General features: G+C 73.8%; 15 protein-coding genes. 5 read left to right on the forward strand and 10 right to left on the reverse strand.

Annotated features, from left to right (window positions below):
- Both ACZ7GJ_RS29545 and ACZ7GJ_RS29550 read right to left on the reverse strand, forming a co-directional pair.
- Positions 1 to 2,481: DEAD/DEAH box helicase (locus tag ACZ7GJ_RS29545; protein WP_470755965.1), on the reverse strand; the 2,481-nt coding region annotated here is incomplete at its 3' end.
- Between the two features lie 118 nt (positions 2,482 to 2,599).
- The gene (locus ACZ7GJ_RS29550) at positions 2,600 to 3,910 is read right to left on the reverse strand and encodes a helix-turn-helix domain-containing protein (protein ID WP_470755966.1); all 1,311 of its coding nucleotides are present in this window, start codon (positions 3,908 to 3,910) and stop codon (positions 2,600 to 2,602) included.
- A gap of 190 nt (positions 3,911 to 4,100) precedes the next feature.
- Here ACZ7GJ_RS29550 and ACZ7GJ_RS29555 point away from each other — a divergent pair, with 190 nt between their 5' ends.
- Complete coding sequence (locus ACZ7GJ_RS29555) at positions 4,101 to 4,721, forward strand: hypothetical protein (RefSeq protein ID WP_470755967.1); 621 nt, start codon at positions 4,101 to 4,103, stop codon at positions 4,719 to 4,721.
- 54 nt (positions 4,722 to 4,775) lie between these two features.
- Positions 4,776 to 5,036 (forward strand): DUF6343 family protein, encoded by a 261-nt coding sequence (locus ACZ7GJ_RS29560; RefSeq protein ID WP_470755968.1) that lies wholly within the window; start codon positions 4,776 to 4,778, stop codon positions 5,034 to 5,036.
- A gap of 80 nt (positions 5,037 to 5,116) precedes the next feature.
- On the opposite strand, the gene ACZ7GJ_RS29565 is transcribed toward ACZ7GJ_RS29560, so the two are convergent.
- The 4 genes from ACZ7GJ_RS29565 to rpsA all read right to left on the reverse strand — a co-directional run bounded on the left by ACZ7GJ_RS29565 (position 5,117) and on the right by rpsA (position 8,923).
- Positions 5,117 to 5,515 carry a tetratricopeptide repeat protein gene (locus tag ACZ7GJ_RS29565; RefSeq protein WP_470755969.1) on the reverse strand — a complete coding sequence of 133 codons (399 nt, stop codon included), beginning with the start codon at positions 5,513 to 5,515 and terminating at the stop codon, positions 5,117 to 5,119.
- Between the two features lie 66 nt (positions 5,516 to 5,581).
- Positions 5,582 to 6,199: a dephospho-CoA kinase gene (gene coaE / locus ACZ7GJ_RS29570; protein WP_470755970.1), complete on the reverse strand. Its 618-nt coding sequence runs from the start codon at positions 6,197 to 6,199 to the stop codon at positions 5,582 to 5,584.
- A 55-nt stretch (positions 6,200 to 6,254) separates the two neighbouring features.
- Positions 6,255 to 7,193, reverse strand: coding sequence for a PAC2 family protein (locus tag ACZ7GJ_RS29575; RefSeq protein ID WP_365923708.1), 939 nt, complete (start codon positions 7,191 to 7,193; stop codon positions 6,255 to 6,257).
- Positions 7,194 to 7,414: 221 nt separating this feature from the next.
- Positions 7,415 to 8,923, reverse strand: a complete 1,509-nt coding sequence (rpsA, locus tag ACZ7GJ_RS29580; protein ID WP_033222162.1) for a 30S ribosomal protein S1 — start codon at positions 8,921 to 8,923, stop codon at positions 7,415 to 7,417.
- Positions 8,924 to 9,285: 362 nt separating this feature from the next.
- Here rpsA and ACZ7GJ_RS29585 point away from each other — a divergent pair, with 362 nt between their 5' ends.
- Together ACZ7GJ_RS29585 and hrpB are read left to right on the forward strand one after the other, a co-directional pair.
- Entirely contained in the window at positions 9,286 to 10,146 is an 861-nt protein-coding gene (locus ACZ7GJ_RS29585; protein WP_470755971.1) for a class I SAM-dependent methyltransferase, read from the forward strand.
- A 4-nt stretch (positions 10,147 to 10,150) separates the two neighbouring features.
- Positions 10,151 to 12,667: an ATP-dependent helicase HrpB gene (hrpB, locus tag ACZ7GJ_RS29590; protein ID WP_470755972.1), complete on the forward strand. Its 2,517-nt coding sequence runs from the start codon at positions 10,151 to 10,153 to the stop codon at positions 12,665 to 12,667.
- Here hrpB and pgfA read toward each other — a convergent pair.
- From pgfA to ACZ7GJ_RS29605, 3 genes are all read right to left on the reverse strand, one after another.
- Positions 12,657 to 13,643, reverse strand: coding sequence for a cell envelope lipid trafficking protein PgfA (gene pgfA / locus ACZ7GJ_RS29595; protein WP_470755973.1), 987 nt, complete (start codon positions 13,641 to 13,643; stop codon positions 12,657 to 12,659). The genes hrpB and pgfA overlap by 11 nt on opposite strands.
- A gap of 13 nt (positions 13,644 to 13,656) precedes the next feature.
- Complete coding sequence (locus ACZ7GJ_RS29600) at positions 13,657 to 13,797, reverse strand: SPW_0924 family protein (RefSeq protein ID WP_365923716.1); 141 nt, start codon at positions 13,795 to 13,797, stop codon at positions 13,657 to 13,659.
- Between the two features lie 78 nt (positions 13,798 to 13,875).
- Positions 13,876 to 15,150: a lytic transglycosylase domain-containing protein gene (locus tag ACZ7GJ_RS29605; protein ID WP_470755974.1), complete on the reverse strand. Its 1,275-nt coding sequence runs from the start codon at positions 15,148 to 15,150 to the stop codon at positions 13,876 to 13,878.
- A gap of 146 nt (positions 15,151 to 15,296) precedes the next feature.
- Here ACZ7GJ_RS29605 and ACZ7GJ_RS29610 point away from each other — a divergent pair, with 146 nt between their 5' ends.
- Entirely contained in the window at positions 15,297 to 16,148 is an 852-nt protein-coding gene (locus ACZ7GJ_RS29610) for a DUF4184 family protein (RefSeq protein WP_470755975.1), read from the forward strand.
- A gap of 36 nt (positions 16,149 to 16,184) precedes the next feature.
- Here the strand turns inward: ACZ7GJ_RS29610 and polA are convergent, their stop codons facing one another.
- Positions 16,185 to 18,908 (reverse strand): DNA polymerase I, encoded by a 2,724-nt coding sequence (gene polA, locus ACZ7GJ_RS29615; protein ID WP_470755976.1) that lies wholly within the window; start codon positions 18,906 to 18,908, stop codon positions 16,185 to 16,187.
- Positions 18,909 to 18,940 lie beyond the last annotated feature (32 nt).

An 18,940-nucleotide genomic window follows, 5' to 3' on the forward strand; every position in this document is an offset into this window, starting at 1 on the left:
GCGCGCGGTGAGGTGCTTCTCCAGGATCCGGGCCATCGTCACGTACTGGGTGAAGACCAGCACCGAACCGCCCTCGGCCAGGATCGTGTCGAGCAACTCGTCCAGCAGCGCGAGCTTGCCCGAGCGGTGCGCGATCCGGGACGGCCCCTGCGTCACGTCCTCCTTCGGGCCGTGCTCCTTCAAGTACTGCGCCGGGTGGTTGCAGATCTGCTTGAGCGATGCCAGCAGCTTCATGATCATGCCGCGTCGCTCGATGCCCTCGCTCGCCTCGATCACGGCCATCGCCTCGTCCACCGCGGCCTGGTAGAGCGAGGCCTGCTCCCGGGTGAGGGAGACGGGGTGGTCGGTCTCGGTCTTCGGCGGCAGCTCGGGCGCGATCCCCGGGTCGGACTTCTTGCGCCGCAGCAGGAACGGCCGTACCAGCGCGGACAGCCGGGCGACCGCCGCCTCATTGCCCCCGTCCTCCTCCTGCTGGTGCTCCACCGGGCGGGCGTGGCGGGCCCGGAACGCGGTGAGCGGTCCGAGCAGCCCCGGCGTGGTCCAGTCGAGGAGGGCCCACAGCTCGGAGAGGTTGTTCTCCACCGGGGTACCCGTCAGCGCCACCCTGGCCGGCGCGGGGATGGTGCGCAGCGCCTTGGCGGTCGCCGAGTACGGGTTCTTCACGTGCTGGGCCTCATCCGCCACGACCATGCCCCAGCTCTGCTCCGCGAGCCGGGCGGCCGCCGCCCGCATGGTCCCGTACGTGGTGAGGACGAAGCCCCCCGCCAGGCCCTCCAGGCTGCGGCCCGCGCCGTGGAACCGGCGCACGGGCGTGCCGGGCGCGAACCGCTCGATCTCCCGCTGCCAGTTCCCCAGCAGGGACGCCGGGCACACGACGAGGGTCGGCTCGGGGCGGTCCCGATGCAGGTGGAGCGCGATCAGCGTGACCGTCTTGCCCAGGCCCATGTCATCGGCGAGGCAGCCGCCGAGGCCGAGCGAGGTCATCAGGTCCAGCCAGGCCAGACCCCGCGCCTGGTAGTCGCGCAGGGTGGCCTTCAGGCCGGCCGGCTGCGGCAGCGGTGCCAGCTCCCCCGTCAGCCGCTCGCGAAGGGCGGCCAGCGCCCCCACCGCAACCGCCTCCACCGGCTCGCCCTCGACCTCGGCCGTCCCGGTCAGTACGGCGGCCAGCGCGTCCACCGGGTCCAGGAGGCCCAGCTCCCGCTTGCGCGCCTTGCGCACCAGCTCCGGATCGACCCGCACCCACTGGTCACGCAGCCGCACCACGGGGCGGTGGGCCTGCGCGAGCGCGTCCATCTCCCCCGGGGTGAGGCGGTCGCCGCCCAGCGCCAGCTCCCAGGAGAAGGCGAAGAGCTGCTCGGCGTCGAAGAAGGCGGTGCCGTCGGTGGCGGAACCGGGTGCGGTGGACCGTACGACGGCGGTCGCCGAGAGCGTACGGGCCAGCTCGCGCGGCCAGTGGACCAGCACCCCGGCCGCGGCCAGCCGGGGCACGGCCGCGCCCAGCAGGTCCTCCAGCTCCGGGTCCGACAGGGCCAGAACATCGGGAACGGGCTGGTCCAGCAGGCGCAGCAGCGGCGGCCAGACGCGCGCGGCCCGGCGCAGCGCGAGCACGGCGTCGATCCGGGCACGCGGCCCGAACCCGGCGGCGGCCGCCCCCGCCCACAGCTGACCGGCGTCCGTGACCAGCGTCGGGTCGGCGAGGCTGTGCACCTGGACGACGGCCGCGCCGGCCCGGTGGGTGTCCTCGTCCTCCGCCTCGTCGAAGAGGCGCAGGGCGGAGAGGTCGAGCCGCAGCGAGATCCCGACCCCGGTGTCGGCTCCGGCGGCCACCTGCGCGGCCCAGTCCTGTATCCCGGGGACGCGCTGCGGCTCCTGCGCGGCGAACGGCAGCCCGGCCGCGAAGGGCGCCGCCGGGGTACGGGGCAGGCTGTCGGCGACGGCGTCGAGGAACGCCCGGACCAGCGCCTCCGGTTCGGGCAGCTGGAGCGGGCGGCGGCCGGCGAGCGGGGTGGCGTACCCCTCGTACGGAAGCGCGGCGGCGACCGCCCGGAGGTGGCCCACGTCCTGGGCGTCGAGCGGCCCGGCCCGCCAGGCGTCGATGCCGTCGGGGGTCAGCCCGGGAAGGAGCCGGCCGCGTGCGACGAGGGAGAGCGCCTGGATCGCGGTGGTGCCCCAGGCACGGGTGGCGGGGTGCGCGGCGGCGCTGCGCGCGGCCCGGACGAGCAGCGGCAGGGCGGCGGTCACGGTCAGGGTGACGGCGGGGACGGTCCGGCTGCGGACGCCGCCGCCGGAGCCGTGCGGGCGTACGACGGTCAGCGGTGCCGGTGTCCCGGCGGCGGGAAGCGGATCGTCGTCGGGAGCCCAGAAGGCGACGCGCCCCTCGCGGGGCACGGCGGCGGGGAGGAACACGGCGGCGTGCCGCAGCAGCGCCTGCTCGGACGGCTGCGCGAGCGCTTGTGCGGACGCTCGCGGTTGGGCTGTCATGGTCTCTCCCCCTCCCCCGGTTGATACGGATCCCCTCCGCCCCGAGTTTAGGCGCGGCCACTGACAGCGCCGCCCACCTGCGAAAACACCGGGGCCGGCACCCTCGCGCTCCGACCGGTCAGCGGGCCCAGCGGCCCTGTTCCGTCGCGTAGCCGTAGACGGGACGGTTCGTCGCGGCGCTCGTGCGCAGCGGACGGCCCCCGTCGTCGATGCGCAGGGTGCCGGAGCCTGCCGGTCCGCTCCAGCGCAGGTCGAGGGACCAGTCGCAGTCGCAGCCCGTCGTGACGGCCTCCACCCGCAGCACCACCGGCTCCGCCGCCGAGACCCGCAGCGGGAAGGCAGGGGCCGGGACCGGGTCCCCGGCGTCGTTTCCGGCGACGGGCCTGGCCAGCGGGCGCGGCGCGTCGAGGTTGACGGCGAAACCGGCCGGGGTGAGGCCCCCGCCGCAGCCCTGCGACATCTGGTAGACGTTCCAGGCCGGCGGGGTCCTGCGCGCGGCGACCCGCACCTCCAGGTCCTGGAGGACCACGCTGCCGGCGCCCGTGCCGTGCAGGGTCACCTCCACGATCTGCGTCCCGGCGTGCACGGCCGCGCGCGCTGCCGCCCAGGCCGGTGCGTCCGCCTCCACGGGCGGCGCGGGGACGGCCCGGGGGTCCTGTGCGGAGAGGTAGGCGTGGTCGCAGCCCGCGGTCCACACGTGCGTACGTACAGCCACCCGGAGCGGTACCGCCGCGGGCGCCGAGGACGCCGGCGGCGCGGACGCCCCCGGACCCGGACCCGGACCCGGACCCGGACCCGGACCCGGACCCGGACCCGCGCCAGGTTCCGCCCCCGGGTTCGACGCCGATGCCGTCGCGCCCGGCGGCGCGGTCCCCGGCGCGGTGCCCGTCCCCGGCCCCGTCGCACCCGCCGCCGGCCCCCCGGGCTGCGCGGACGCCGTCGGGCTCGCCCCCGGCCCGGCCGTCGCGGTGTGGCGCCCCGGCCCGGCCGCGGCCAGTACCGCCACCGCTACGGCGCCCGCCGTCAGCCCCGCCGCGGCGACCACGGCCTCGCGCCGCCGGTACCAGGGCCGCCGGGGCGCCGGCTCCCGGCCCGGCGCGGCGGGTCCGGCGACCGGCTCCACCTCCGCCTCCGCCACCGCCACCGGCGGCAGCGCCCGCGCCAGGGCCCGCCGCCGCGCGTCCGCGAGCAGCCACGCCCGGTGCAGCTCCACCGCCTCCTCCGGCGAGGCACCGCAGGCCCGGGCGAAGCGGTCCACGGCCGCGAACTCCGTCGGCACCGCCTCCCCGCTGCAGTAGCGGTGCAGGGTCGACGTACTCGTGTGCAGCCGGCGCGCGAGCGTCCCGTAACTCAGCCCCGCCCGTTCCTTCAGCTCCCGCATCTGCCGCGCGAACCCCTGCGTCTCCGTCGACCGCTCCGCCTCGCCCACGGCGTTCCCCCGTCCCGTGATTGCGTCCCATGCAGGGGGTGTTCCCCCAGGTGACAGCACGTACGGCCGTTCCAGTGTCCCGAATCCGCCGCAATCCGCGGTCCGACACCCCGGACCCGGGAAGGCTCTTCATGTGCACCGAATGCACCGAATGCACCGACCGCACCGACACCAACGGGGAGTACCGACCATGTTCCGACGCACCACCACCGCCACCACCACCACGGCCTTCGCCGCCCTCGCGGCGGCCGCCGCCCTCCTGCTCACCTCCGGGGCGGCCGCCACGGCCGCGAGCGCCCCCGGGTTCATCAACGGAACGGATCTGCCGCCGCACCCCACCTCGCCCTGGTACCCGGGCAAGGTCACCCAGGGCCTGCCCGAGTCCGCCCCGTTCTGCCTGGACGGCGTACTGCCGGCGCAGGGCAGCTGGCACCGCGCCTTCGGCACCGAGTACGACACCGGCGCCGTCCAGATCTCGGTGCGCGCCGCCTCCCCCGCGGCCGCCGCCAAGCTGGCCACCGCGCTGGAGCGCAAGGTCGCGGGCTGCGCCGCCGACTGGCTGCGCACGACCCCGGGCGGCACCGCCTCCTGGCAGGACTACGGCAGGCTCCCCGTCGAGGAGGGCGCGCACGTCTACGGGGTGCACACCTCGATCCCGGAATCCGAGCCCGGTGTCCACCTGTACGGAATCGGACGCGACGGCTCCACCGTGACCGTCGTGCAGTGGGGCCAGATGGGCAACCTCGCCGACGCCCCCGTCCCCGCGTTCAAGAAGACGACCACCACGGCCGTGAACAAGCTCAACCCGTAGCCCGCACGCCGGTGGGACCATGGACATGAGGCGAGCCGAGGCGAGGCGATGTCCATGCGTTCGGGAAACGAGCCGGTGACCGCCCGCAGTCCGCTGCGGCTGCGGTTCTGGCTGAGCCTGTGGGGGCTGATCTGGGCTGCCGCCGGGGCGGCCGCGTTCTCGCTGGTCGGCCGGCCCGGATGGGCCGCCGCCTGCGGGGCGCTCGCGCTGCTGGCGGCCGCGGACCTGGCCGTCGTACTCCGCCACATCCACCAGGGCCCGCACTACCAGCCCGGCCGCGACATCCCCCCGTACGAGCCTCCGCGCCGCGGCTAGGGGGTGCCGGGCGTCGCGACGCCACGGACATCCGTCAGACACCCCCTAGTGCCGCGGTGGGCGGTCAGTCGGCCGGGCCGTCAGTCCTCGAAGCGGGCCGCGGCCAGGTACTCCGGCTGGGGGTCCAGGGCGGCCGCCAGCCGGAAGTGCCTGCGCGCCTGGTCGGGCCGCCCCGAGCGCTCATGGGTACGGGCCAGTGCGAAGTGGGCGAACGCGTTGTCCGGCTCCCGCTCCAGTACGAGCTCGAACTCCAGCGCCGCCGGCCGCAGTTGGGCCGCGGCGAAGAAGGCGCGGGCCCGCAGCAGCCGGGCCGCCGTGTTCTCGGGATGCGCGGCTATGACCGAGTCGAGCAGTTTCACCGCGCCCCGCGGGTCGCGGGCGGCGAGCAGCTGCTCGGCGGCCCGGAAGTCGATGACGTGCGTCTCGGGGCTCGCGGAGCCGGACGGCCGGCCTTGCGGCGGGGGCGTGGTGTCGGACACGGTCTGTTCCTTCCCTCTACAGGCGCGTTCAACGCCCCTCACCCGGCCCGCTATTCCATGTGCACGTCAGCCCCCGGCGGCCCCCTGGGCACGCGCACGCTCCGTGAGCTCCGCCCACACCTTGCGCACCTGGGGTTCCAGCGCCGCCAGCGGCCCGTCGTTGTCGATCACGACCGTGGCCACTGCCAGTCGCTGCTCCCGCGTGGCCTGCGCGGCCATCCGGGCCCGCGCCTCCTCCTCGGCCATGCCGCGCAGGGCCGTGAGCCGTGCCAGCTGGGTCTCGGGGGCCGCGTCCACCACGACCACGAGGTCGTAGAGCGGCGCCAGCCCGTTCTCGGCGAGCAGCGGTACGTCGTGCACCACGATCGCCCCGGCCCCGGCGGCCGCCTCCAGCTCGGCGGAGCGGGCCCCGACCAGCGGGTGCACGATCGCGTTGAGGGTCTGGAGCTTCGCCGGGTCGGTGAAGACCACGGATCCCAGCTTCGGCCGGTCCAGCGTCCCCTCCGGGGTCAGCACGGACTCGCCGAAGGCCTCCACGACCGCCGCCAGCCCGGGCGTGCCCGGCTCCACGACCTCCCGCGCGATGCGGTCGGCGTCCACGACCACCGCTCCGTACCCGGCCAGCAGCCGCGAGACCTCGCTCTTGCCGGCACCGATTCCGCCTGTCAGGCCCACTTTCAGCATGGCCCGCAGCCTAGTGCTATCAACAGAAGGGTTCACAGCACCCGACGGGGAACGCTCAGCCCTCGCCCTCGCGCTCCGCCAGGAACCGCTCGAACTCGCGGCCGATCTCATCCGCCGAGGGAATCTCCGCGGGCTCCGCGATCATGTTGCCCCGGGTCTCGGCACCGGCCGCGGCGTCGTACTGGTGCTCCAGCCCCTGCACCAGGCTGACGAGCTCCTCGTCGCCCTCGCGGATCTGCCGGTCGATCTCCGTCTGGGTCCGGTGCGCCTCGGTCCGCAGCGCGTGCGCCACGGCCGGCAGGACCAGCCCGGTCGCCGCGGTGATCGCCTCCAGCACGGTCAGCGCCGCGTCCGGGTACGGCGAGCGGGCCACGTAGTGCGGTACGTGCGCGGCGACGCCCAGCACGTCGTGCCCGGCCTGGCCGAGGCGGAACTCGACCAGCGACTCCGCACTGCCCGGGACCTGCGCCTCGTCGAAGGGGCTGCGGTGGCCCGGCATGAGGTCGGTCCGGTTGCCGTGCGGGGTGATCCCGACGGGCCGGGTGTGCGGGACGCCCATCGGGATGCCGTGGAAGTTGACCGAGAGCCGGACGCCGAGGCGCTCGACGATCTGCCGGACGGCGACGGCGAAGCGCTCCCACTCCACGTCCGGCTCGGGGCCGGACAGCAGCAGGAAGGGCGCTCCGGTGGCGTCCTGTACGAGGCGCACCTCCAGGAGGGGCTCCTCGAACTCGGTCCAGTGGTCGCGCTGGAAGGTCAGCAGCGGGCGCCGGGCCCGGTAGTCCACGAGCCGGTCCGCGTCGAAACGGGCCACGACCTGGTGGGGCAGCGTGTCGAGCAGCCGCTCGACGATCTGCTCCCCGGCCTCACCTGCGTCGATGTACCCCTCGAAGTGGTAGAGCATGACCAGACCGGCCGAGTCCTGGGCCAGCGCCAGGTCGGCCACCGCCAGGCCCTTGGCGTCCCATTCGTACAAACCCTGTGGATCAAGCACCGTCACCACTCCTCCTCGCCGCGTTCTCTGCGAAGAACGTCCAAGACGGCGCCACCATTCCCCAGTTGGCGGCTTTCACCGGAACGCGATGACGGGAGCGGCCCCCGACAGCGCGGCCGGCGGCCCGGAGAACGCGGTAAAGCCCGCCCCCCGAAGGGGACGGGCCTTACCGTTCAACTCAGCTCAGCTCGGCTCACACCGGAGTGTGATGCGCGCTGCGATCAGCTCTGGCCGCCGGCCAGCTTCTCGCGGAGCGCAGCCAGGGCCTCGTCCGACGCCAGGGCGCCGGAGGTCTCGTCCGACTCCGAGGAGTACGAACCACCCGAGATGCCCGCACCGGCGTTGCCACCGGCGGCCGGGGCGGCAGCACCCTCGGCGGCAGCGGCCTCGTCGGCCTCGCGGCTCTTGATGACCTGCGCCTGGTGCTGCTCGAAGCGCTGCTGCGCCTCGGCGTACTGGGTCTCCCAGGCCTCGCGCTGCTTGTCGAAGCCCTCGAGCCAGTCGTTGGTCTCGGGGTCGAAGCCCTCGGGGTAGATGTAGTTGCCCTGGTCGTCGTAGGACGCGGCCATGCCGTACAGGGTCGGGTCGAACTCGACCGACGCCGGGTCGGCACCGAAGGACTCGTTGGCCTGCTTCAGCGACAGCGAGATCCGGCGACGCTCGAGGTCGATGTCGATGACCTTGACGAAGATCTCGTCGTTGACCTGGACGACCTGCTCCGGGATCTCCACGTGGCGCTCGGCCAGCTCGGAGATGTGGACCAGACCCTCGATGCCCTCGTCCACGCGGACGAACGCACCGAACGGAACCAGCTTGGTGACCTTACCCGGGACGACCTGACCGATCTGGTGGGTCCGGGCGAACTGCTGCCACGGGTCCTCCTGCGTCGCCTTCAGCGACAGGGAGACGCGCTCGCGGTCCATGTCAACGTCGAGAACCTCGACGGTGACCTCCTGGCCGACCTCGACAACCTCGGACGGGTGGTCGATGTGCTTCCAGGACAGCTCGGAGACGTGGACGAGACCGTCGACGCCACCCAGGTCCACGAAGGCACCGAAGTTGACGATCGAGGAAACGACGCCGGAGCGGACCTGACCCTTCTGCAGGGTGGTGAGGAACGTCTGGCGAACCTCGGACTGGGTCTGCTCGAGCCAGGCGCGGCGGGACAGGACCACGTTGTTGCGGTTCTTGTCCAGCTCGATGATCTTCGCCTCGAGCTCCTTGCCCACGTAGGGCTGGAGGTCGCGGACGCGACGCATCTCGACGAGAGAGGCCGGCAGGAAGCCACGGAGGCCGATGTCGAGGATGAGACCACCCTTGACGACCTCGATGACGGTACCGGTGACGATGCCGTCCTCTTCCTTGATCTTCTCGATGGTGCCCCAGGCACGCTCGTACTGAGCGCGCTTCTTCGAGAGGATCAGGCGGCCTTCCTTGTCCTCCTTCTGGAGAACCAGGGCCTCGATCTCGTCGCCGACCTTGACGACCTCGTTCGGGTCGACGTCGTGCTTGATCGAGAGCTCGCGGCTGGGGATGACGCCTTCGGTCTTGTAACCGATGTCGAGGAGAACCTCGTCCCGGTCAACCTTGACGATGACGCCGTCGACGATGTCGCCATCGTTGAAGTACTTGATCGTCTCGTCGATCGCCGCGAGGAACGCGTCCGCGTCGCCGATGTCGTTGACCGCAACCTGCGGGGTGGTGGCGGTGGTCTCGGTGCTGCTCGTCATGTGGGAAAGGGCTCCGGTTACGGACAGAAAGTCGTAGGTACTGCTACGCCGGGAGCCCTTATCGGCATCCACCGAAGACCGGACAGCCAAGGAGGCCCCCATCCGCGCAACGCAGAGGGGCCTCGAAAACCGAGGGGACATCAACAGATGCAAGCGCAGCCTGCTAGGTCTGAGGAGCACAGGCTCGCAGCGCAACTTGTAGCATACGGGGGCAGCCGGACAGGGTCAATGCGCGAAGGCGCACACCCCGGGCGGATCTCCGCATACCCGGCACAATTCGTGGGCGGGGAAGCCTTGATGGCCCCTCCAGCCCACTTCCGCAGACTTTCGCCAGACATTCGCAGACTACGACGACGGGCCCCATGAACCAAGAGGACTACGCCCCCGAAGACGCGTACGAAGCCGCAGGTGCCGCCGCGGACGACGCCGAGGCCACGCGGCGTGACGCGGGGGAAGCGGAGAGCAGCCGCGCCAGCCGGGGCTGGTGGGACCGCAACGCCGACGAGTACCAGAGCGAGCACGGCGCCTTCCTCGGCGACGACCGCTTCGTGTGGGGCCCCGAGGGCCTGGACGAGGAGGACGCGGCCCTCCTCGGCCCCGCCGCCTCGCTCAAGGACAAGGACGTCCTGGAAATCGGCGCCGGCGCCGCCCAGTGCTCGCGCTGGCTGGCGGCCCGGGGCGCCCGCCCCGTGGCCCTGGACCTCTCCCACCGCCAGCTCCAGCACGCCCTGCGCATCGGCGGCAGCGATGTGCCGAGGGCCCGGCTGGTCGAGGCCGACGCCGGCCGGCTGCCCTTCCGCGACGGCTCCTTCGACCTCGCCTGCTCCGCGTACGGCGCCGTCCCCTTCGTCTCCGACCCGGTCAACGTCATGCGCGAGGTGCACCGCGTGCTGCGTCCCGGCGGCCGCTGGGTCTTCTCCGTCACCCACCCCATCCGCTGGGCCTTCCCCGACGAGCCCGGTCCCGAGGGGCTGTCCGTCGCCGCTTCCTACTTCGACCGCACCCCGTACGTGGAGCAGGACGAGCAGGGCCGCGCGGTCTACGTCGAGCACCACCGCACCCTCGGCGACCGGGTCCGCGACGTGGTGGCCGGCGGTTTCCGCCTGCTCGACCTGGTCGAGCCGGAATGGCCCGAGTGGAACAGCCAGGAGTGGGGCGGCTGGTCCCCGCTGCGCGGCAACCTGATCCCCGGCACCGCGATCTTCGTCTGCGAGAGGGACTGAGCCCTTGATCCGACAGGCCGCCCTCGACGCCCTCCCCGTACGGGAAGCCGTGCCCGCGCTGGTCACGGCACTGGACGGGCACGGCACCGCGGTGCTGTGCGCACCGCCCGGCACCGGCAAGACCACACTGGTGCCGCTGGTGCTGGCGGGGCTGGTGGGCGGCGGGCCGCGCCGCCGGGTCGTCGTCGCCGAGCCCCGGCGGATCGCCGCCCGGGCCGCGGCGCGGCGGATGGCCTGGCTGCTGGGCGAGCAGGTCGGCGCCTCGGTGGGCTTCACCGTGCGCGGGGAGCGGGTGGCGGGCCCCGGCACGGTCGTGGAGGTGGTCACCACCGGTGTCCTGCTGCAGCGGCTCCAGCGCGACCAGGAGCTCGCCGGCGTGGACGTGGTGGTCCTGGACGAGTGCCACGAGCGGCACCTCGACGCCGACACGGTGGCCGCCTTCCTGCTGGACGTACGGGAGACCCTGCGCCCGGAGCTGCGCCTGGTGGCCGCTTCGGCGACGACCGACGCCGCCGGATGGGCGCGGGTCCTGGGCGGCGCGCCGGTGGTGGAGGCCGCGGGGGTCTCGTACCCGGTGGAGACCGTCTGGGCTCCGCCGGCCCGGCCGGTGCGGCCCCCGCACGGCATGCGGGTGGATCCGGCGCAGCTGGCGCACGTGGCGTCGGTGGTGCGGCGGGCGCTGGCGGAACGTTCCGGCGACGTCCTGTGCTTCCTGCCCGGGGTGGGCGAGATCGCCCGCGTCGCCGGGCAGCTGGGCGGGACGGACGCGGAGGTGCTCCAGGTGCACGGCCGGGCTCCGGCCGCCGTGCAGGACGCCGCGCTGGCCGCGGCCCCGCACCGGCGGGTGATCCTGGCGACGGCCGTCGCGGAGTCGAGCCTGACCGTGCCGGGCGTACGGGTCGTCGTGGACTCGGGGCTGGCGCGCGAACCCCGGATCGACCACGGCCGGGGGCTCGGTGCGCTCGCGACCGTACGGGCGTCCCGCGCGGCCGGACGCCAGCGGGCCGGGCGCGCCGGGCGCGAGGCGCCGGGGGCGGTGTACCGCTGCTGGAGCGAGGCCGAGGACCAGCGGCTGCCCGCCTTCCCCTCCCCGGAGATCCGCATGGCCGACCTGGCCCAGTTCGCGCTCCAGGCCGCCTGCTGGGGCGACCCGGACGCGGCCGGGCTGGCGCTGCTCGACCCGCCGCCGGCCGGGGCGATGGCCGCCGCCCGGGAGGTGCTGGTGGCCGTCGGCGCGGTCGACCCGTCCGGCCGGCCCACCCCGCGCGGCCTGCGCATGGCCCGGCTCGGGCTGCACCCGCGGCTGGCGCGTGCGCTGCTGGACGGCGCCGAAGCGCTGGGCGCGCGCCGGGCGGCCGAGGTGGTGGCCCTGCTGAGCGAGGAGCCGCCGCGGGAGTACGGCGACGACCTGGCCGCGGCCTGGCGCGCGGCCCGCCGCGGCGGCGACGGCTACGCCCCGCGCTGGCGCGCGGAAGCCCGCCGCCTGGAACGCGCGGCCACCGCCCCGGACCCCAGCGCCTCGAACGCCGGCGGGGCTGAGATTGCCGATGACCTCGCCGCCGGGCTCGTCGCCGCGCTCGCGTTCCCGGAGCGGGTGGCCAGGGCCAAGAGCGAGACGGCCTTCCTCATGGCCTCCGGGACCGCGGCCGAACTCCCCGAGGGGTCGCCGCTGCGCCGCGCGCCGTGGCTGGCCGTGGCCGTGGCCGACAGGCCCCCGCACTCCGCCTCCGCGAGGATCCGGCTGGCCTGCGCCATCGACGAGGACACCGCCCTGGCGGCAGCCGCCCACCTGCGGAGCCGGGGCGAAGAGGTGCACTGGGAGGACGGGGACCTCGTCGCCCGCTCCGTGGAGCGCCTGGGGGCCGTCGAGCTCGCCGTGCGCCCGCTGCGCGACCCCGACCCGGCGATGGTCCGGGCCGCCCTGCTCGACGGCCTGCTCGCGGAGGGGCTCGGCCTGCTGCGCTGGTCCCCCGATGCGCAGGCGCTGCGGGCCCGGCTGGGGTTCCTGCACCGCACGCTGGGCGGCGCGTGGCCCGACGTACAGGACGACCGGGCGCTGGTGGAGCGCGCGGACGACTGGCTGGAGCCCGAGCTGTCGCGGGCCCGGCGCCGCGGCGACCTCGGGCGGATCGATGCCGGGCAGGCCCTGAACCGGCTGCTGCCCTGGGCCACCGGCGAGGCCGCCCGCCTCGACGAGCTGGCTCCGGAGCGGCTGGAGGTGCCCAGCGGCTCCCGGATCAGGGTGGACTACACCGCCGACCAGCCGGTGCTCGCGGTGAAGCTGCAGGAGCTGTTCGGGCTGGCCGAGACCCCGCGGGTGGCGGGGGTGCCCGTACTCGTGCACCTGCTGTCGCCCGCCGGGCGGCCCGCTGCCGTCACCGCGGACCTCGCCTCCTTCTGGCAGGGCGGCTACCGCGCGGTGCGGGCCGAGCTGCGCGGCCGCTACCCCAAGCACCCGTGGCCGGAGGACCCGGCGACCGCCGAGCCCACCCGGCACACCAACGCCAGGCTCAGGCGCTGAGCGCCGGCCCGCCCTCGCCGGGGGCGGGCCGGCGGCCGCGCGCTTCCAGCCACAGCGCGAGGCCGAGGAGCACGAGCCCGCCGGCGGCGAGGCCGATCGGCGCGTAGGTGTGCAGCGCGAGGACCTTCGTACGGTTCGACCTGACCAGGTCGAGGGTGTATTCGGCGTAGTCCTCGCGCATCTTCACGTGCCCGGCGAAGACGGTGAGCTTGCCGTCGGGTCCCCCGGCGGCGATTCCGCCGCGCATCTCCTGATGGATGACCTGCTCGGCGTTGACGGGCGCCCCCGTCACCGGGTCGACCCAGAACATCGCCTTGACCGTGTACCAGAGGCTGGTGCCGGTGCTCTGCTCGAAGGTCTTCGCGTCGATGCCCTCGATCGGCATCTTCTTGGGCAGCGAGACCTTGGTCCAGGGGACGGTCTGCTCGAAGTAGTAGACCTCCATGTCCTTGAAGTCGCGCGGCCCCACGAAGTGGATGGGCAGGGAGGTGCGGGTCTGCGCGTCGAAGTAGAGGTAGTCGCGCGGCTCGGTGAAGAACGGCCACTTGAACTCGATGCCCTCGCGCTTGACCGGGTCCCCGTCCACCATTTCGCCGGTGGCGTGCACCGGGTCCTGGGTGTGGGCGTCGAAGATGTAGCGCTCGGGTATCTGGGAGACCATCTTCCCGTCGGGCCCCATGATGTGGGACAGCGTGTCCCAGACGACGACGTCCTTGCCGGCGCTGGCCTCGATCTCCTTCGACGCCTCGACGTTGCCCTTGAGCGTCTGGACGATGGTGACCTTGTCGACCTTCTTCGGCTCCATGCCGGCGGTGTAGTCGAGGAGGGTCGCGTCCTTGGCCTCCAGGACCATCTCCTGGTACTGGCTCGGCGGGATCTTCGCCAGTCGCGGGTACGCGTACCAGCGCAGCAGCGGTGCGAGGGCTGCGCAGAACACGGCTGCGGCAAGCAGGACGAGGCTCGCTCTGCGTCGCATGGCCGGGCCTCCTCTACTTTCCGGGCGCGGCGGGCGCGGTGGTGAGCAGTGGCTTGGGGGAGGTCTTGCCTTCCGGCACCCCGAACGCCGTGATGGCGAAGACGAGGGCCAGCGCGGCGGCCAGCCCGATGGCGGCGGCGACGAGTGCGCGCATGCCGGGGCCTCCGATATCTGATGGGGTGTCAGGGAGGAGGCACCGTAGCAACGCGCGGGTGAGATGAGAACCGTTTGACTACGGGGTTTCCGCGGCCGGGGACGGGGAGGCGGAGGTGGAGGGCCGGATGCCCGCCGAGGCCGAGCCCGAGGGGGTGGGCTCGGCGGTGGGTGTGGGGGTCGGGCTGGGCGTGGGGGTCGCGGTCGGGCTGGGCGTGGGGGTCGCAGTCGGGCTGGGCGTGGCGGTCGGGCTGGGCGTGGCGGTCGGGGTCGGCTCGGGGGTCGGGCTCGGCGTCGGCGTCGGCGTCGGCGTCGGCGTCGGCGTCGGCGTCGGCGTGGGAGTCGGCGTGGGAGTCGGCGTCGGCTCGGGCGAAGGGGCCGGGGTCGGCGTCGGCGTCGGCTCCGGGGTGGGGGCCGGCTTCGCGGGCGCCGCCGCCGGGGCGCCCGTGCCGCCGCCGTCCGGGACCTCGTACGTCCCCTTCAGGTAGTACGTGAACCAGGCCCGCACCGTCCTCAGGTACGGGCCGGACCGGTTGTACGACAGCACGGCCCGGTCCAGGTCCGCGTCCACCCGCAGGTCGCGGCTGCCCGCGCAGAGGTACCGGCCGGCGGCGAGCGCCGCGTCGTGCACGTTGTTCGGGTCGCGCCGGCCGTCGCCGTTCCCGTCCTGGCCCCAGGCCGCCCACGTGGACGGGATGAACTGCATCGGCCCGACCGCCCGGTCGTACCTGGCGTCGCCGTCGTAGGCGCCGCCGTCGGTGTCCGCGATGTTCGCGAAGCCGTTCCCGTCGAGTACGGGTCCCAGGATCGGCCGCAGCGTGGCGCCCGCGGCGTCCACCCGGCCGCCGCGGGCCTGCCCGGACTCGACCCGGCCGATCGCCGCGAGCAGTTGCCAGCGCAGCCCGCATCCCGGGTCGCTCGCCCCGACCGTCCGCTCGGCCCGGCGGTAGGCCGCAAGGACGCTCGCCGGTATGCCCTGCGCTCCCTCCGGCGAGCCCATGGCCACGGGCTCGTTGCCCGCCGCCGGACCGGTGGCGGCCTCGGCGGCGGCCTGTGCCGACTGCTGCGGCGGCGGCTCGGGACTGGCCAGCGGCGGAAGCGCGGCGAAGTAGGAGGAGTCCCCTCCGGACCCTCCGGACGCCCCGGACCCCCCGGGCGGGGTCGGCACGACGGTCGGCCCGGACCGCGCGCCGCCCTCGCCGGCCGCCGACAGCCGTTCCCCGCGTCCGCCGCCGGGCCCCTGCGAGGCGCCCGCCGCCGCGACCACCAGGGCCGACAGCAGGGCGACCGCCCCGCCCTTGCGCAACCCGCGTCCGATCCGTCCAGGTATCCGTGCCGTTGTACGAGCCGACATGGGTCGGGCCCCTCCCCCTCGACGTCCGCGTGACCCTACGTCAGCTCCCTGCGCACCACACCGACCGCGCCGCGGAATTCACCACTTCCGCACGTCCTGCGCAGGTCACGCATACTGGGCCCGCACGCAGAGCGAGGAGACCGACCATGCCGTTCACACTGAGCCACGCGGCCGCCGTGCTGCCCGGGATCCGGCGCACCGGCCGCGGCCGCGGGGCGCTGGTGGCCTCGGCCCTGGTCATGGGCTCCTTCGCGCCGGACTCCTTCTACTTCCTGGACGCGGTGGTCTCGGGCGTCATGCACTACGGGGAGTTCACGCACTCCCCCGTCGGCATCGTCACCGCCGACGCGCTGCTGACCGCGGCCCTCGTGGCCTTCTGGCTGCTGCTGCGCGAACCGCTGACCGCGCTGCTGCCGAGGTCCTGGCGGGGCAGGGTGTACGGCTTCGTACGCGGCGAGGACTGGCGGCGCGAGCGGCAACTGCCCTCGCTGGCGCTCTGGTTCTACCTTTCCGCGGTCGTGGGCTCCCTCACCCACGTGGTGTGGGACAGCTTCACGCACCTGGACCGGTACGGGACGAACGCGGTGCCCGAACTGTCCGCGTACTACGGGGGCTTCCCCCTCTACACCTATCTCCAGTACGGCAGTTCCGCCCTGGCCGCCGGTGTCCTGCTGTGGTTCACCGCGACCGCGCTGAGCCGCCGGCCCGCCACGGACGCCCCCGGGGCCGTCCCCGTGCTCAGCCGGGCCGAGCTGTGGGGTGCGCTGGCGCTGGCCGTCGTGTGCGTGGGGACCGGGGTCACGATGCGGGTGGTCCGCTTCTACACGTTCTTCGACCGGGTCGACACCCCGCTCGACCTCGTCCCGACGGTCTGCTTCGGCGCGGGCGGCGGCCTGTGCGTGGCACTGCTGCTGTACGGGTTCCTCGTACGGCTGCGCCACCGGCACGACCGCCGCCGTACCGACGACGACGCGCGAACGCCCGTCCCCACCTCGTAGCGGGAACGGGCGCTGCGTGAGCCGTGCCTACGGGGATCAGTGCGCGGCGGACTCCCAGTCGGGGCCGACGCCGACCGAGACGTCCAGCGGGGCCCGGAGCTCGACGGCGGCGCCCATTTCGCGGCGCACCAGCTCCTCCACCTTCTTGCGCTCGCCGGGGGCGATCTCCAGCACGATTTCGTCGTGGACCTGGAGCAGCATCCGCGACTTCAGCCCGGCCTGCGCGATCGCCTTGTCGACGCGCAGCATCGCGACCTTGACGATGTCGGCGGCGGTGCCCTGGATCGGGGCGTTCAGCGCCATCCGCTCGGCGGCCTCGCGGCGCTGGCGGTTGTCGCTGTTGAGGTCGGGCAGGTACCGGCGGCGGCCGAAGACCGTCGCCGTGTAGCCGGTGGCCCGGGCTTCCTCCACGACGCGGCCCAGGTAGTCCCGGACCCCGCCGAACCGCTCGAAGAAGGTGTCCATCAGGCCGCGCGCCTCGGCGGGCTCGATGTTCAGCTGCTGGGCGAGGCCGAAGGCGGACAGCCCGTACGCCAGACCGTAGGACATCGCCTTGATCTTGCGGCGCATCTCCGCATCGACCGCGGACCGCTCGACCCCGAACACCTGGGAGGCGACGGTGGTGTGCAGGTCCTCACCGGACAGGAAGGCCTCGATCAGGCCCTCGTCCTCGGAGAGGTGGGCCATGACGCGCAGCTCGATCTGGCTGTAGTCGGCGGTCATGAGGGACTCGAAGCCCTCGCCGACGACGAACCCGCGGCGGATGGCGCGGCCCTCGTCGGTGCGCACCGGCACGTTCTGCAGGTTGGGGTCGGTGGAGGACAGGCGCCCGGTCGCGGCGACGGTCTGGCTGAAGCTGGTGTGCACCCGGCCGTCGGCGGCGATCGTCTTGACCAGGCCCTCGACGGTGACGCGCAGCTTGGCCTGCTCACGGTGCCGGAGCATGATCACCGGCAGTTCGTGGTCGGTCTGCGTGGCCAGCCAGGCCAGTGCGTCCGCGTCCGTGGTGTAGCCGGTCTTGGTCTTCTTCGTCTTCGGCAGGTCCAGCTCGCCGAAGAACACCTCCTGGAGCTGCTTGGGCGAGCCGAGGTTGAACTCGTGGCCGACGGCCGCGTGCGCTTCCTTGACCGCCTGCTGCACGGCGCCCGCGAACTGCTGCTCCATGCCTTCCAGGTGGTCGCGGTCGACGGCGATGCCGGCCCGCTCCAGCCTGGCCAGCAGTTCGGAGGTCGGCAGCTCCATGTCGTGCAGCAGCTCGGCGGCGCCGACCTCGGGCAGCTTGACCGCGAAGGCGTCGCCGAGGTCCAGGACCGCGCGGGCCTGCGCCATCAGGGCCTCCGCCTCGGCCGTGTCGTCGGCGCCGAAGGCGAGCTGGCCGTCGGCGGCGGCGGGCGCCAGCTCCCGGTGCAGGTATTCCATGGACAGGACGTCCAGGTCGAAGGAGCGGCGGCCCGGCTTGACGAGGTAGGCGGCGAGCGCCGTGTCCATGGTGACGCCGTCGAGGGACCAGCCGTGCTCGGGGAAGACCCGCATCAGGCCCTTGGCGTTGTGGGCCACCTTCGGCTTCGCCGGGTCGGCGGCCCAGGCCGCGAAGGCCCGGTCGTCGGCCTCGTCCAGCGCGGAGGGCTCGAACCAGGCGGCCGGCCCGGCAGCGGAGGCCAGCGCGATCTCGCTGACATTGCCCTGGCCCAGCGCCCAGCTGTCGACGGTGGAGATGCCCAGCGGGGCGCCCGCGTGGGCCGCGAGCCACGGCGCCAGCTCGCCGGCGCCCAGCACGGACCCGTCGAGCTCGACGGCGGCCGCCGCCGGAGCCGGCGCCGCCTCCTCGGAGGCGCCCGGGTCCACGGCCAGCAGCCGCTCGCGCAGCGAGGCGTTGCGGATCTCCAGCACGTCCAGCACGCCGGTGACGGCGGAGCGGTCGTACGGGGCGCGGGCCAGGTCCGCCGGGGTCTTGGGCAGCTCGACGTCCTTGACCATCTCGGTCAGCACGCGGTTGAGCTTCACGGCCTCCAGGTGGTCCCGGAAGTTCTGCCCGGCCTTGCCCTTGACCTCCTCGGCCCGCTCGACGAGCTCCGCGAACGACCCGAACTGGGTGATCCACTTGGCGGCGGTCTTCTCGCCGACGCCGGGGATGCCGGGGAGGTTGTCGGACGGGTCGCCGCGCAGCGCCGCGAAGTCCGGGTACTGCTGGGGGGTGAGGCCGTACTTCTCCTCGACCTTCTCCGGGGTGAAGCGGGTCAGCTCGGAGACGCCCTTGGTCGGGTAGAGCACGGTGGTGTGCTCGGAGACGAGCTGGAAGGAGTCGCGGTCGCCGGTGACGATCAGCACGTCGAAGCCGAGCGCCTCCGCCTGCGTCGCCAGCGTCGCGATCACGTCGTCGGCCTCGAAGCCGTCGACCGCGAAACGCGGCACGTGCATCGCGTCCAGGAGCTCACCGATCAGCTCGACCTGCCCCTTGAACTCGTCGGGGGTCTTGGAGCGGTTCGCCTTGTACTCCGGGAACTCGGTCGAGCGCCACGTCTTGCGGGACACGTCGAACGCCACCGCGAAGTGCGTGGGCGCCTCGTCGCGCAGCGTGTTCGCCAGCATCGACGCGAAGCCGTAGATGGCGTTGGTCGGCTGGCCGGTCGCGGTCGTGAAGTTCTCCGCGGGCAGCGCGAAGAACGCCCGGTACGCCAGGGAGTGCCCGTCCATGAGCATCAGGCGGGGGCGGTCCGCTGCGGTCGTCTGGTCGGTCTTCTTCGATGCTGAATCTGCCACGCCCCCGATCCTAGGCGGCACCGCTGACAATT

Source organism: Streptomyces sp. NPDC037242, from assembly GCF_055604165.1.